The sequence below is a fragment of the Paenibacillus sp. 598K genome, from assembly GCF_003851045.1.
In the GTDB taxonomy this organism is placed as follows: domain Bacteria; phylum Bacillota; class Bacilli; order Paenibacillales; family Paenibacillaceae; genus Paenibacillus_D.
This window is the reverse complement of record NZ_BFBX01000059.1, coordinates 32913-46462: the sequence shown is the minus strand read 5'-3', so window position 1 is coordinate 46462 and position 13550 is coordinate 32913. Positions and strand designations below refer to the sequence as shown.

Here is a 13550-nt window from a genome sequence, read left to right as displayed (position 1 = left end):
GGCATCATGCAAACCGAGGAAGAAATTATACGCGCATCGCGCAATCGCCGTCATTTTTCGTTTCGACTGAATATGTTTTTTTTCGTTACCTTTCTCGCGTTCTCGATCCTGATCGTCCGCCTGGCGGTGCTGCAATTCGTCGAGGGCCCGGAGCTTGCTGCCCGAGAGCATGACAACCGCACCCGCAACGTCTTGATTCCGCCGATCCGAGGCAATATCTACGATCGTGAAGGGTTCCCGATCGCCTATTCGACCTCGACCCAATCGCTGTACTATACGCTCGAACCCGGTGTCAAGGAGGATCAGGCGCGCGACATGGCCGAGCGGCTCGCCGCCGAGTTCCGCCAGTTCGACCCGCCGGACCAGGTGTCGCTGACGCCCGATGAGATCTTCAAGCTGATGGACATCACCGGCCGTCTGACTTATGTCTATGAGCCGAGACGGCTCAAGAGCGGACTGACGACCAAGGAGATCGCCTACTTCAGCGAGCATCGGGACCAGTTCCCCGGCATCGAGGTTGTCGAGGAGAGCATCCGGCACTATAGCGCCGATACGATCGCCGTACAGCTCGTCGGTTATATGAAGGGCTTCAACTCGCTCTACAGCGAGCGGAACGGCCTCAGCAAATACCAGACCATCTTCAAAAACAATAAAACCTCTCCGCCCCCTGAGCAATACCTGGACAAGGAAAAGGTCGGCTATGAAGGGCTCGAGTTGATGTACCAGGACGAGCTGCGCGGCAAAAACGGCGTCAAAACGTACCCCGTCGACTCGCAGAGCCGGATCGTCGGCCCCGTCGAGCTGACCGTGCCGGAGAAAGGCAATAATCTGCACCTGACGATCGACCGCGAGGTGCAGATGCAGACCGAGGATGCAATCATGGAGCATCTGGCGAAGATCCGCACCTCCAGCAACAAACGCGAATATGCCCCGTATGCCAAGACCGGGTATGCGGTAGCTATGGAGGTCAAGACGGGCAAGGTCGTGGCGATGGCGAGCATGCCGGACTACGACACCAATGTCTGGAGCGACGGGATGAGCCAGGAGCAATACGAGCTGCTGCAATACTACGAGCCCAACGGGACGATCCGGGAGGCCTATCCGTACTACGAAGATCCGAAGGAGGGCCGCAATCATCCGTCCTCACTGGTGCCGCTCGGCTCGACGATGAAGCCGCTGACGATCTTGCTCGGGCTCAATGAGAAGCTCTTCACGCCTACAACACCGTATACGGATCGCGGCTACTTCAGCTTCGGTCGCGAGGGCCATGAGACGCGGGTCAACAATGCAAGCAACGCGGTCAATGGCCAATTGAAAGCAGCGCAGGCGATCGCCAAGTCGTCCAATGCGTTTATGGCGGCGATGGTCGGCAATAACTTGTACCTGAACCGCAAGGGCGGGCTGGATATCTGGCATAAGTATATGACGGATTTCGGACTGGGCGAGCTGACCGGCAGCGGCTTGCCCAATGAGAGCAAAGGCGTTATCGAGTATTACAACGAGGCCAAGACAGGCAGTGCCCAGTCCGCGCTGATCTACGCCTCTTTTGGCCAGCAGGGCCGCTATACCGCGCTGCAGCTGGCGCAGTATACGACGATGCTCGCCAATAAGGGCCACAAGCTGAAGCCTCAATTCGTGGAGAAGATTACAGATGCGCAAGGCAATGTGGTGCAGCAGTTCGAGCCGGAGGTGCTGAGCAGCGTCGATATCCCTGACGCCTACTGGTCGGTCGTCAAGAGCGGCATGAGCAGCGTATCGGTGCAAGGCTTCGATGGCTTCGGCTACGACTTCATCCGTAAGACCGGCACGTCGCAACAGGACGTCGGCAAGCGCAGGAAGCTGGAGAATGCGGTATTCATCGCCTACGCTCCTGCCAATGATCCGGTGCTCGCCGTCGCCGTCGTCGTCCCGGATGGCGGCTATGGCGGCTGGGGCGCCGCCCCGATCGCCCGCAAAGTCTTCGACGCTTACGATGAGCAGATCGGCCTGACCGGGACGCCCAAAAACAAGCCGGCGCACGTGGAGGAGACGGCAGAGACTGCAGAGTAATAACGCAACTTGGATAACCGGAGACGGCCGGAACAGAGCGCTACCGTCCATAACAGCTTCGCCTACTCATGATGTGAGGGGGCGAGGCTGTTTGCATTTATATCCATGCGATGATGCATACTATGTCTGCTTGTCATTATGGCAGATGGGGGTGTGGGCATGCCGCATTGGTTGGAAGTTGCGTTTCGCACGGTGTTGGCGCTGGTCGTCCTGTTCATTATTACGAAGGCGCTGGGGAAACGGCAGATCTCGCAGCTGTCGCTGTTCGAATACATCACCGGCATCTCGATCGGCAATATCGCCGGTTATATCTCGATCGATACGGATACGGAATGGTATGTCGGGCTGGTGTCGCTCGCTGTGTGGGCGGCGGTGTCGGTAGGCGCGGAGAAGCTGACGGTTCATAGCAAGAAGGCCAGGGATCTTATCGATGGCAAGGCGGCCGTCCTGATCGAGAAGGGCAATGTCCTCGAGAGCAATCTCGCCAAGGAACGGCTCACCGTCGATGAGCTGCTCGCGGTGCTGCGAGACAATAGCGTCTTCCGGCTGGCCGATGTCGAGTTCGCGTTGATGGAGCCGAGCGGCAAGGTCAATGTGATGCTGAAGACGGACAAGCAGCCGATGACCCGAGGAGATGCAGGCATCCAGACGCCTGAGAGTCTGCCGGCCCGCACCGTAATCATCGACAACGAGATCATGTCCGAGGAGCTGCGCTCCTCTGGCTATGACGAGGCATGGCTGCGCAAGGAGCTGGACAGGATGCGGATCAAATATGAAGACGTCTTCGTCGCTCAGATCGATGATCAGGGACAACTGCTGGTCGATAAGTACGATCCGCCCGGCAAGAAACGCCGTTAATGCAAAAGATCAGCGTTCTCCCGTTTCAACACTCTCACTTTGGCAATACTATAAGCTATAGCATGCTAGAGACTGTATGACGTCTGTTCAGATGGGAAAGGGAGTGTTGCTTGATGAGTATCCTACCGATACATGAGCGTTTGGCGGAGCTGTGGACGATACGAGGGAGGCGAGAGCTGACTGACTCGGAGCGTATGGATATGGAGCATTGTCTGGCGGTCAACGCCTCGTACTGCCGCGAGCTCGCCAATCTCCGCAATCTGTCGCTGCTCGCCTCCATGATCGGAGACGATAGCTGGCAGCATGAGATCTGCTCGGAGATCGAGCGGCTCGGCGGCGTTCCTCCGACGACTAGACTATGAAAGCTTCAATAGAGTTGCTCGATCACATCCTCGAAGTTCGGTTCTTCCATCCGGACATCCTCGATAGGGCCAAAGCACTCCAATAATCGGAGCGCCTCCATCGGCCGCAGCGCCTCGCGGTTGCAGCTCACCGACAGTCGGTTGTCCTCGCGGCTGACGAGCGTCAAGAGCGGCGAAGGCAGCTCTGCCGTCTCGAGAGGCGAGCGGTAGGTCAGATGGATGACGGTCGGCAGACCGATCCGCTGGCGTAGCGCCTCCGTCGTCCCGTCGAACCCGAGCTGGCCATGGTTGATGACGATGACTCGGCTGCATAGCTGCTCGATATCGTCCATGTCATGGGTAGTCAGCAGGATCGTCTTGCCGAGCTCGCGATTGAGCCGGGCCAGCAAGCCGCGGATGCTGCGCTTGGCCGAGATGTCGAGGCCGATCGTCGGCTCGTCGAGGAAGAGCACCTCGGGATCATGCAGCAGCGCCGCTGCGATATCCGCACGCATCCGCTGTCCGAGCGACAGCTTGCGCACCGGCGTGTCCATGAAGTCGGCCAGCTCCAGCAGCTCGGTCAGCTCGCCGAGACGACTCTGCTGCTGCTCGCCATCGATGCTGTACATTGCGGCGATGATATCGAACGAGTCGCGAACCGGCAGATCCCACCACAGATTAGTCCGCTGGCCGAACAAGACGCCGAGCCTGCGCGTCACGTTCCGCCGCGACTGGTGGGGACTCTCTCCTGCGATGCGGACGGTGCCGGAGGTCGGATGCAGGATGCCGCACATCATCTTGATTGTCGTCGATTTGCCTGCGCCGTTAGGTCCGATATAGCCGACGAACTCGCCGGCGTCGATATGGAAGCTGATGTCGCGGACGGCTTGCTTGTATACATAGTCGCGAGAGAATAACATGCGAACGGTCTGGAACGGACCGTTTTTTGGCGTGAGCTGGCGGAATGTTTTGTTCAGATGGGTCACTTCGATCATAGCGTAACAGGTCCTCCTTGATCTGGCCCGTCGGGGCCGCGTGAGCTTGGCGCGAGGTGCGTGGACCGACAAATCAGCTGCCGGTGCTGTGGTAGCGGGAGATGCCCGTCCGCCAGAACAGCAGCCCGAGACCGGTCAACGCCAGCGCCACTGCCCAGGAGCCGGCGAGAACGAGCGGGCTTGCCTCTCCTTTCAGGATGTACAGTGCGGGCAGGTAGTTGGCAAAGGCGATCGGGATGACGCCGGTCAGGATGCCCTGCAGCCAGCCGGGATAGATCGACATCGGGTACTGGGCAGCCGTCTTGGCGGCATCCTCGGTGAAATTTTGCAGCACGCTCGTCCGGGTCAGCCAGAAGCCGGTCGTCGCGCTGATCAGTCCGATCGCGTAGAGCAGGACAGCGCCGCCGCCGATCGCGAGCAGGGTGGGAGCGATCGCCGTCCAGCCGATCTGTCCCTGCCGCATCAGCTCGGCCATGCACAGGACGAGGATCGTGACGCCCTGCAATAGCTCGCCGAAGCGCAGATTGAAATTCTGCGTCATCAGCGCCAGCAGGATCGGCACCGGCCGCAGCAGCAGCTTGTCGAGATCGCCGCTCAGCAGATAGCGCTCGAGATGATGGACATCCGAAGCGATCGAACGGTAGATCGCCCGCGAGAGCGTCAGTAGCGCGTAGAGATAGCCGCATTCGACGATCGTCCAGCCCTGGATATGATCGAAGCGCAGCAGCACGACAGCCAGCATAAGGAACTCTACCACATTGACCAGCGCCGACATGATCGTCGAGAACCAGAAGTTGAATCGGTATTGCATGCGCGAGCGGATGCTCGCCAGCACCAATACGCGGTACATGCGAAGCCAGCTCATCCGCCCTGCACCTCCACCCGGTGGCGCATCAGACGCGTGGCGAGCAGACAGAGCAACGTCAGCGCAGCGCACCACAACAACCCGCCAGCGACGAGGTCGACGGTACTCATGCCGAGGTAGATGCGAGTCGGCACATAATGCAGATAAGGATAGAATGAGTAGGCGCTGATCCACGCCAGCGGGCCGGGCAGCCACTCGATCGGGATGAGGAAGCCCGACAGCAGCATGCTGAAGGCATAATTGACATAGACGAGCCAGGTCGATTCCGTCGTCCAGAGCGCAGCGGCGCCGATCAGATATTGCAGGCAGATCGCGATGTAGCCGGCAATAGCCAGCGCGAGCAGCGTAGCTGCCGCAGCGCTCACGGAGGCGGGCCCTTGCAACGGCAGCACCCACAGGTACAGCGCGTAGATCGGGATGAACTTGTACACGAACTGATAGGCGATCTGCCCCCATTCCTTGCTCATCAGGTGATAGAACAGATGCACCGGCCGCATCAGGTCCATGGCGATCTGGCCGCTGCGCACGCTGGCCTCCATACCGAGGCCGTTCGTCGGGAAGCCGGACACCCAGAGGCAGCATTGGTTAAAGGCGACATAGCTGATCATGCCGGCCAGTCCATACTCGCCGAGGGAGCGGCTCTCGCCTATACCGGTCCAGATCGAGATGTAGATGAAGCCGAAGATCGCGCTGGCGAGATTCTGGATGAGATGGGAAGCACGGAATTGCAAATTGCGGATGTAGGTTTTGCGGGCCAAGGTGAGAAATAGCATGAAGCACCTCCATTCAGACGTCTGGTAGTAACGGAACCGGACAACGAAGCAGGTGAAATAACGTAGAGAATCAATATGATAGCAGCGAAGCAAGAGCTTGGCAACAATTTTATTTGACATTGATAATCATTATCACTTACAATGGACCCAGCAAGACGTAACAGTTGGGATGCTTGGACGCGTGCCGGTCGATCCGGTATTTTACATAATGGCGCAGCCGATGCAGAGCTCTGCAGGCTGCCATACAAGGGAGTGAGCAACGTGTCGCAGGAGGGCGTACGCGGACGCGATTGGCTATTGTTTCATTTTACATCGGTAAAGGCGCTTGATGCGCAGACGCTGGTCGCCGCGCCGATGGGGCAAGGCGTGATGCGCAAAAGCGGGGATGGAGCGTGGCAAAGCCTCGAGGCGGGGTGGCCGGAGGAGACGCATGTGAATCGTCTGCATCTCGAGGGCGGCGACGTATATGCCTCTACGAACAAAGGGTTGTGGGTATTCAAGGACGAGCGTTGGGAGTTGACCCCGCTGGCGATCAGCTGCTATCAATATCGTCAGATCGGCCGGCTGTCGCTGGCGGCGACGGCGTACGGCATGTGGACCCATACGGGTGGCGAGTGGCATCGGTCGGCATACGTCGATTCGATCGTCTATGACTTTCTGTATTTGCCCCAGTTTATCGTGTTGGCGCTGCACCGCGGCATCGCCATCTACGATCGGCTGACCGATAGCTGGATGGACTATGCGATGGACGAGGCGGTCACTTCGCTGGCGATCCATGAGGGCCGGGTGCTCGCGGTCACCGAGAGCGGCAAGCTGCTAGAGAGCAACCGGCGTGGCGGCTTTGAGCGGATACGGTTCGACCATTTGTTCCTGTTCTCAGTCGTTATGCACGGCCGCTCGGCCTATCTCTGCTCCAATCGCGGCCTCTACCGGATTAGCCGGCTGGGCGGCCAGCTGACGATCCGCTCGGTGAAGCTCGGCTGCCCCGTGACGGATGTCGATCTGGCCGGGGACAGTCTGTTTATGGCGACGATGTTCGAGGGCGTGCTCGAGGTGCAGCGATAGCGCGGGCGGGACGGTACGGCAAGATAGGGGGCGTCTGTTCTGGGACGCTTACCCTGTGCATACCAATAGGATTCGGGGGTTAGGATCATGGCAGACGTAATCATCATCTATGCTAGTATGACCGGCAACACGGAGGAGATGGCGGAAGCGATCGCCAAGGGGGTGCGTGCGGGAGGAGCGGAACCGGTGGTCAAGTCCGTCATGGACGCTTCGGCGATCGATCTGGAGCGGAGCGCCGGCATTCTGCTGGGCGCCTACACGTGGGGCGACGGCGAGCTGCCGGATGAATATCTGGATTTTTACGAGGAGATGGATGAGGTACGCCTGGGCGGGCGGCCTGCTGCGGTGTTCGGCTCGGGAGATTCGTCCTATCCGGTGTTCGGCGGCGCGGTCGATCTGCTGCAGGCCAAGCTGGTCGAGCGCGGGGCGAGCGTGGCGCTCGATGCGCTTAAGATCGAGCTGAGCCCATCGGCCCAGGAGCAACAGGAGTGTGTCGAGTACGGCAGACAGTTCGCCTTGCGGCTGGTGAAGGATGCCGTATCGTGACAAGGAATGTTAGCCATGACAATGAACCTTATTAGGAGGGATCATAGTGGGTGTGTTGTATGAGATCGTCCGTCACGCGACCCGACGCCCGGAGCGTAGCGACGCAACCGGACTGCAGGAGACGTCTGGCGTGTCGGATCGGCAGTTGACTGCCGGTGCGGCGGAGCAGGTCGAGACGTCTGGCGTGTCGGATTGGCAGCCGACCGTCGGCGCGACGGAGCGGGCCAAGACAGCGGACGTGGCTGCGGAGCTGCTGCGGCTCAGCTACCGCAGCGCCGAGCTCGAGCTGAAGCGACAGGACGGCCGGGCGAGCGGCTGGCTGCGCCTGTATCGCAAGCCGGACGCCTAGCGGCGGAAACGCGTGGGCGCTCGTCGGCGGCGGTGGCAAGCGTGCTGACAGGAATGTACAGGAATCCACTAGTAGGCGGGGCAGCTCTTGCGCGATGCGCGAGGCTGCCTTTTGGTTTTACAGTGAGGCGCGACGCCTTAGCGCAAGAAACTTTCGTAGGAGAGCCGGAAGTGGGGCGAATCGGCGCAGTAGCGCAAGAAACTTTCGCGCCGAATAAGACGAAATGGTGGTACGGATGATGCTTGGCACGTATCAACGTTACTTTACTTAGGGAGTGCTGCGTTCCGCTCTGCGGAGGACGGCGACTTATGGTAAAATGGCGGTAGTAAGGAGGGGATGGCTTGATCAAGCTGTTGATCGTAGACGATCATGCCGTCGTCCGATCGGGGCTGCGCATGCTGCTGCACGGCCGCCACGGCATCGAGGTGGTGGGAGAGGCGGCGGACGGCGCAGAGGCGATCGAGCGCGCGGAGACGCTGCGGCCAGATATGGTCTTGATGGACCTGAGCATGCCGGGCATGGACGGGATGACCGCGGTGGGCGAGCTGCGGCGGCGAATGCCGGGGTTGGGGCTGCTCGTGCTGACGATGCATGATGACGATGAATATTTGTTCCGGGCGATCCAGCAGGGCGCATCCGGCTATATCCTGAAAAATGCGCCGCATGAGGAGCTGCTCGCCGCCATCGAGACGGTGGCCGAGGGCAACGCCTATCTGTATCCGACGGCGACGAAGCGGCTGATGAGCGAATATATCCAGCAAGCGTCACAGCCGCCGTCGGGCGCAGCGGTCGATGCCGAGACGGATGCGGTCTATGATAAATTGTCCGAGCGCGAGAAGGAGATCCTCGCCTGGACGGCGCGCGGATACGCCAACAAGGAGATCGCCGAGCACCTGATCATCAGCGTCAAGACGGTGGAGGCGCACAAGAGCAATCTGATGGAGAAGCTGGGGCTGAAGAGCAGACCTGAGCTGATCAAGTTCGCGATGAAAAGGGGGCTGCTGGATTATGACTGAGCGACAGACGCCGCGCAGTGAAGGGACGATGCCGCCAGGCGAGCTGGCCCAGGGCGTCGACGAACTCATGCGGAGGCTGCGGGCTGGCGAGGGCGGCGAGACGGTGCGCGGCGAGCTGCAGCAGGCGCTCAAGCAGCTCGCGGACGTCAAGTTCGCGCTGGACGAATCGTCGATCGTGGCGATTACTGATGCGCGCGGCAGGATCCAATATGTCAATGACAAGTTTTGCGAGATCTCGCAGTACAGCCGCGAGGAGCTGATCGGCCGCGATCATCGAATCATCAACTCGGGCCACCATGACAAGACATTTATGCAGCAGCTCTGGCGGACGATCGGCTCCGGCGAGGTGTGGCGAGGCGAGATTAAGAATCGCGCTCGCGACGGCTCGCACTACTGGGTAAATACGACGATTGTGCCGTTCGTGGACGAGCAGGGCCAGCCTTACCAGTACCTCGCCATTCGCAGTGAAGTGACGCGGCTCAAGGAAGCCGAGGACGAGCTGAAGCAGATGATGGTGAAGGTGATGAACATCCAGGAGGAGGAGCGTCGTCGCTTCTCCCGGGAGCTGCATGACGGCATCGGGCAGAGCCTGTTCTCGCTGCAGATCGAGATTGATCGGCTGATTATGGACCGGCAGCTGCCGGAGCTGCGCACGCTGCGGCAGGATGTCTCACGAATGATCGAGGATATCCGCAGTCTGGCCTGGGAGCTGCGGCCGTCTGTGCTCGACGATCTTGGCGTCGTGCCGGCGATCCGCACCTATCTGGGCAATTATAGCCGGCACTTCGGCATCCAGGTCGCCTTTGACTGCAATCTGCGCTCGCGTCTGCCGCGCGGCGTCGAGACGGCGATCTACCGGATCATCCAGGAGGCGCTGCTCAACATCGCTCGCTATGCGGAGGTGACGGAGGCGCGGCTGCGGATCGTCGAGCAGGATGCGCAGGTGCTGGTCGAGATCCAGGATCGCGGTGTCGGGTTCGCTCGCAGTCAGGGCGGCAAGGGCGTCGGTCTGTTCAGCATGGAGGAGCGCGCCCGGGCAGTAGGAGCGAGGCTGTCGATCGAATCCGCGCCTGGCGAGGGGACGCAGATCCGTTTGTTGATCGACAAGGAAACGCTGGAGAAGAATGCAGATTCGTCTGTAGATTGACAAGCAAACGCCGGAGACGGCAAGTTGAGATGCGTCAGTGAAGGCAAGCAGAAGGGCAGGATAATCCATGAATGTAATGTCAGTTGAGAATCTCAGCAAAAGCTACGGCGTTAAGCAGTTGTTCGAATCGATATCGTTTGGACTCGACGAGGGCGACAAGGTCGGCATCATCGGTGTCAACGGCACCGGCAAGTCGACGCTCCTGCGCGTCATCGCTGGACTCGAGCCCGCCGATAGCGGCAAGGTCGTGTTCGGCAATAGCGTCCGCGTACGGATGCTGGCGCAGAATCCGGACTTCGATCCCGAGATGACGGTGCAGGAGCATCTGTACCAAGGAGATGCGCCGGAGCTGGCGGCGCTGCGCGCCTATCATGAAGCGATGGCAGCGTTGGAGCTGCACCCGGACGATGCCGGGTTGCAGGCGCGGATGGTGGCGGCGAGCCAGCAGGTCGACGCGCTGCAGGCGTGGGAGCTCGAGAGCGAGGGGCGGACGGCGCTGACGCGACTGGGCATCACGCAGTTCGATGCCCGGCTCGGCACGCTCTCCGGCGGCCAGCGCAAGCGGGTGGCAATGGCGGCTGCGCTCGTCCAGCCGTCAGATGTGCTCATCCTCGACGAGCCGACCAACCATATCGACAACGAGTCGGTCGCCTGGCTGGAGACGATGCTGCAGAAGCGCAAGGGTGCGTTGCTCATGATTACGCATGATCGTTATTTCCTCGACCGGGTGAGCAACCGCATCCTCGAGCTTGATCGCGGCAAGGCGTATTTCTACACGGCCAACTATAGCCGCTTCGTCGAACTGAAGCTGGAGCGCGAGGAGCGGGAGGCGGCCTCGGAGGCGAAGCGTCAAAACCTGCTGCGCAACGAGCTGGCCTGGATCCGTCGCGGCGCGCAGGCGCGCTCGACCAAGCAGAAGGCGAGAATCGAGCGATTCGAGACGCTGCAGGCCGCCGGCCCGGCCCGCTCGCAAGGCAAGCTCGACGTCTCCGTCGCCTCGACGCGGCTTGGCAAGAAGATCCTCGAGATCGATCAGGTGAGCAAAGGGTTCGGAGAGCGGACGTTAATCCGTGACTTCAGCTTCATCGCCGTGCCCGAGGACCGGGTCGGCATCGTCGGCCGCAACGGCACCGGCAAGTCGACACTGCTGAAGCTGATCGCAGGCGAGCTGGCGCCAGATAGTGGCACGGTTGAGCTGGGACCGACGGTGAAGCTCGGCTGGTTCACCCAGGAGCATGAGGAGATGAACGAGTCGCTGCGGGTAATCGAGTACATCCGCGAAGCGGCGGACCAGGTGCGCACGGCAGACGGCACGGCCATCTCGGCGTCCCAGATGCTGGAGCGGTTCCTGTTCGACTCGCAGATGCAGTGGGCGCAGGTCGCCAAGCTGTCGGGCGGCGAGAAGCGTCGCTTGCAGCTGCTGCGCGTCCTCATGACAGCGCCCAATGTGCTGCTGCTCGACGAGCCGACCAATGACCTGGACATCGCCACGCTGACTGTGCTGGAGGACTATCTCGACGAGTTCCCCGGCGTCGTCTTCGTCGTCTCGCATGATCGCTACTTCCTCGATCGGACGACGCTCCGCATCCTTGCTCTCGAGGGCGATGGACGCATCGTCGGCTCAGTGGGCAACTATTCCGACTATGTCCGTCAGACTGAGCGGACAGGCGGGGGCCAGGCGACTGCCGAGCCGGCCAGAGCGACCAAGGATGCTGCGCCAGACGCGCCGGCGCGCGGCGGGGAGCGGGAACGGGCGCTCAAGATGAGCTACAAGGAGCAAAAGGACTACGAGACGATCGATGACGATATCGCACGCGCCGAGCAAGCGCTCGAGCAGGTCCAGACGCAGATGGAGCAATCGGCGAGCGACTCGGCGCGACTGCAGGAGCTAATGGCGGAGCAGCAAGCGGCAGAAGCGCGTCTCGACGAGCTGTTGGAGCGATGGACCTATCTGAACGAGCTGGCGGAGAAGATCGCGGCCCAGAAGCAAGGCTAGTTCGCTACAGAATGATGGGCCAAGCATAGGGAGAGAGAAGGGAGCGGACGGACGATGAGCGACAAACCGAAGGTGCTGGTGACCCGGCAGTTGCCGGAGCGAGTGATGGCTTATCTGGCGGAGCATGCGGAGGTGACGTGTCACGAGGAGGATCGCGGACTGTCGCGGGAGGAGCTGCTGGCAGGCATCCGGGGTAAGGACGCGGTGCTATGCCTGCTGACGGATCGGATCGACGCCGAGGTAATGGATGCCGAGCCGGGACTCCAGGTGATCGCCAACTACGCAGTCGGCTACAACAATATCGATATCGAGGCGGCGACGGCTCGCGGCATCGTGGTGACGAATACGCCCGATGTGCTGACCGCTGCCACCGCCGATATCGCCTGGGCGCTGTTGATGGCTGTCTCGCGGCGGCTCGTCGAGGGCGACGCGCTCGTACGTTCGGGGGGTTGGAAGGGCTGGGCGCCATTGCAGCTGATCGGCGGCGATGTGACGGGAGCGACGCTTGGTCTGATCGGACTGGGTCGGATCGGCCAGGCGATGATGCGCCGGGCGCAGGGCTTCGAGATGGAGATCGTCTATTGGAACCGGACGCGGCTCTCCAAGGCGGAGGAAGCGGAGCTGGGCGTGCGCTACGCCTCGCTCGATGAGGTGCTGCAGGCTGCGGACTATCTGTCCCTCCATGTCGCCTATACGCCGCAGACCCATCATCTGATCGGCGAGCGCGAGCTGCGGCTGATGAAGCCGACCGCCTACCTCATCAATACGGCACGCGGTGCGCATATCGATGAGGCGGCGCTCGTAAGGGCGCTCCGCGAGGGCTGGATCGCAGGCGCCGGTCTCGATGTGTACGAGCGCGAGCCGGCGCTTGAGGACGGACTGGCCGCCCTGGACAATGTCGTGCTGGCTCCGCATCTGGGCAGCGCCACGCTCCAGACGCGGGAGCGGATGGGGATGATGGCGGCGCGCGGTATCCTGGCAGCGCATCAGGGCGAGAGGCCCAAGCACGTCGTCAATACGACATTGTATGAGCGATAACGGGAGCTTCTATCGCAGGAGAACGACGTCGAGTCTTATCCTCGGATCACCTTGACATGGTACTGGCGCGTGCGCGGGCCGTCGAACTCGCAAAAGTAGATGCCCTGCCACTGGCCGAGCACCGGCTGGCCGTCGCGGATGATGATCGTCTGCGACGTGCCGGTCGTCATCGCCTTGAGATGGGAGGCCGTATTGCCCTCGGCATGCCGGTACTTGGAGTGCTCCCACGGGTATACTTCGTCCAGGCGCATCAGCACGTCGAGCTTCACATCGGGATCGGCGTTCTCCTGGATCGTAATGCCTGCCGTCGTATGCGGCGAGTAGATGACCGCGAGACCGTCGCGGATGTCCTCTTGGCGGATCAGGGTGATGATCTGGCGAGTGATATCGATCATCTCGTCGCGTCGCGACGTGCGTAGCGTTTCGGTGAACAGCATCGTATCAGGCTCCTCTCGGCATAATTAGCGTTGTGTCCTAGGGCGTGTCTGCAACCTCGGAGGGTAGCAGATTGG

The 13550-nt window shown here is 61.0% G+C and carries 14 protein-coding genes; 10 read left to right on the top strand and 4 right to left on the bottom strand.

Annotated elements, in window-relative coordinates; translation table 11 throughout:
* Positions 1-6 precede the first annotated feature (6 nt).
* The 3 genes from PA598K_RS17560 (at position 7) to PA598K_RS17550 (ending at position 3269) form a co-directional block, all read left to right on the top strand.
* On the top strand, positions 7-2049 hold the full coding sequence (locus PA598K_RS17560; protein ID WP_128658218.1) for a peptidoglycan D,D-transpeptidase FtsI family protein: 2043 nt from the start codon (positions 7-9) through the stop codon (positions 2047-2049).
* Between the two features lie 159 nt (positions 2050-2208).
* On the top strand, positions 2209-2907 hold the full coding sequence (locus PA598K_RS17555; protein WP_128658217.1) for a DUF421 domain-containing protein: 699 nt from the start codon (positions 2209-2211) through the stop codon (positions 2905-2907).
* A gap of 113 nt (positions 2908-3020) precedes the next feature.
* Positions 3021-3269, top strand: a complete 249-nt coding sequence (locus PA598K_RS17550) for a DUF7667 family protein (protein ID WP_185602053.1) — start codon at positions 3021-3023, stop codon at positions 3267-3269.
* 5 nt (positions 3270-3274) lie between these two features.
* Here PA598K_RS17550 and PA598K_RS17545 read toward each other — a convergent pair whose 3' ends face one another.
* From PA598K_RS17545 to PA598K_RS17535, 3 genes are all read right to left on the bottom strand, one after another.
* Positions 3275-4243: an ABC transporter ATP-binding protein gene (locus PA598K_RS17545; RefSeq protein ID WP_128658216.1), complete on the bottom strand. Its 969-nt coding sequence runs from the start codon at positions 4241-4243 to the stop codon at positions 3275-3277.
* Between the two features lie 73 nt (positions 4244-4316).
* A complete protein-coding gene (locus tag PA598K_RS17540) occupies positions 4317-5108 on the bottom strand; it encodes an ABC transporter permease (RefSeq protein WP_128658215.1) in 792 nt (263 codons plus the stop codon).
* Positions 5105-5881, bottom strand: coding sequence for an ABC transporter permease (locus PA598K_RS17535; protein WP_128658214.1), 777 nt, complete (start codon positions 5879-5881; stop codon positions 5105-5107). The genes PA598K_RS17540 and PA598K_RS17535 overlap by 4 nt, the downstream gene beginning before the upstream one ends.
* A 261-nt stretch (positions 5882-6142) precedes the next feature.
* Between PA598K_RS17535 and PA598K_RS17530 the strand changes: the two genes are divergently transcribed.
* From PA598K_RS17530 to PA598K_RS17500, 7 genes are all read left to right on the top strand, one after another.
* A complete protein-coding gene (locus tag PA598K_RS17530; protein WP_128658213.1) occupies positions 6143-6946 on the top strand; it encodes a hypothetical protein in 804 nt (267 codons plus the stop codon).
* A gap of 87 nt (positions 6947-7033) precedes the next feature.
* A complete protein-coding gene (locus tag PA598K_RS17525; protein ID WP_128658212.1) occupies positions 7034-7492 on the top strand; it encodes a flavodoxin in 459 nt (152 codons plus the stop codon).
* A 46-nt stretch (positions 7493-7538) separates the two neighbouring features.
* Positions 7539-7841 carry a hypothetical protein gene (locus PA598K_RS17520; RefSeq protein ID WP_128658211.1) on the top strand — a complete coding sequence of 101 codons (303 nt, stop codon included), beginning with the start codon at positions 7539-7541 and terminating at the stop codon, positions 7839-7841.
* A 341-nt stretch (positions 7842-8182) separates the two neighbouring features.
* Positions 8183-8857: a response regulator gene (locus tag PA598K_RS17515; protein ID WP_128658210.1), complete on the top strand. Its 675-nt coding sequence runs from the start codon at positions 8183-8185 to the stop codon at positions 8855-8857.
* Positions 8858-8924: 67 nt separating this feature from the next.
* Positions 8925-10004: a PAS domain-containing sensor histidine kinase gene (locus tag PA598K_RS17510; RefSeq protein WP_260405471.1), complete on the top strand. Its 1080-nt coding sequence runs from the start codon at positions 8925-8927 to the stop codon at positions 10002-10004.
* 67 nt (positions 10005-10071) lie between these two features.
* The gene (locus tag PA598K_RS17505; protein ID WP_128658209.1) at positions 10072-12000 is read left to right on the top strand and encodes an ABC-F family ATP-binding cassette domain-containing protein; all 1929 of its coding nucleotides are present in this window, start codon (positions 10072-10074) and stop codon (positions 11998-12000) included.
* A 54-nt stretch (positions 12001-12054) separates the two neighbouring features.
* Positions 12055-13038 carry a 2-hydroxyacid dehydrogenase gene (locus PA598K_RS17500; protein ID WP_128658208.1) on the top strand — a complete coding sequence of 328 codons (984 nt, stop codon included), beginning with the start codon at positions 12055-12057 and terminating at the stop codon, positions 13036-13038.
* A gap of 35 nt (positions 13039-13073) precedes the next feature.
* Here the strand turns inward: PA598K_RS17500 and PA598K_RS17495 are convergent, their stop codons facing one another.
* Complete coding sequence (locus PA598K_RS17495) at positions 13074-13475, bottom strand: secondary thiamine-phosphate synthase enzyme YjbQ (protein ID WP_128658207.1); 402 nt, start codon at positions 13473-13475, stop codon at positions 13074-13076.
* Positions 13476-13550: the final 75 nt, after the last annotated feature.

Coding starts and splice junctions, on each gene's coding strand:
- PA598K_RS17540 (WP_128658215.1), bottom strand. CDS start 5,108: ATGAGCTGGCTTCGCATGTACCGCGTATTGGTGCTGGCGAGCATCCGC.
- PA598K_RS17525 (WP_128658212.1), top strand. CDS start 7,034: ATGGCAGACGTAATCATCATCTATGCTAGTATGACCGGCAACACGGAG.
- PA598K_RS17500 (WP_128658208.1), top strand. CDS start 12,055: ATGAGCGACAAACCGAAGGTGCTGGTGACCCGGCAGTTGCCGGAGCGA.
- PA598K_RS17555 (WP_128658217.1), top strand. CDS start 2,209: ATGCCGCATTGGTTGGAAGTTGCGTTTCGCACGGTGTTGGCGCTGGTC.
- PA598K_RS17505 (WP_128658209.1), top strand. CDS start 10,072: ATGAATGTAATGTCAGTTGAGAATCTCAGCAAAAGCTACGGCGTTAAG.
- PA598K_RS17550 (WP_185602053.1), top strand. CDS start 3,021: ATGAGTATCCTACCGATACATGAGCGTTTGGCGGAGCTGTGGACGATA.
- PA598K_RS17560 (WP_128658218.1), top strand. CDS start 7: ATGCAAACCGAGGAAGAAATTATACGCGCATCGCGCAATCGCCGTCAT.
- PA598K_RS17510 (WP_260405471.1), top strand. CDS start 8,925: ATGCGGAGGCTGCGGGCTGGCGAGGGCGGCGAGACGGTGCGCGGCGAG.
- PA598K_RS17495 (WP_128658207.1), bottom strand. CDS start 13,475: ATGCTGTTCACCGAAACGCTACGCACGTCGCGACGCGACGAGATGATC.
- PA598K_RS17545 (WP_128658216.1), bottom strand. CDS start 4,243: ATGATCGAAGTGACCCATCTGAACAAAACATTCCGCCAGCTCACGCCA.
- PA598K_RS17535 (WP_128658214.1), bottom strand. CDS start 5,881: ATGCTATTTCTCACCTTGGCCCGCAAAACCTACATCCGCAATTTGCAA.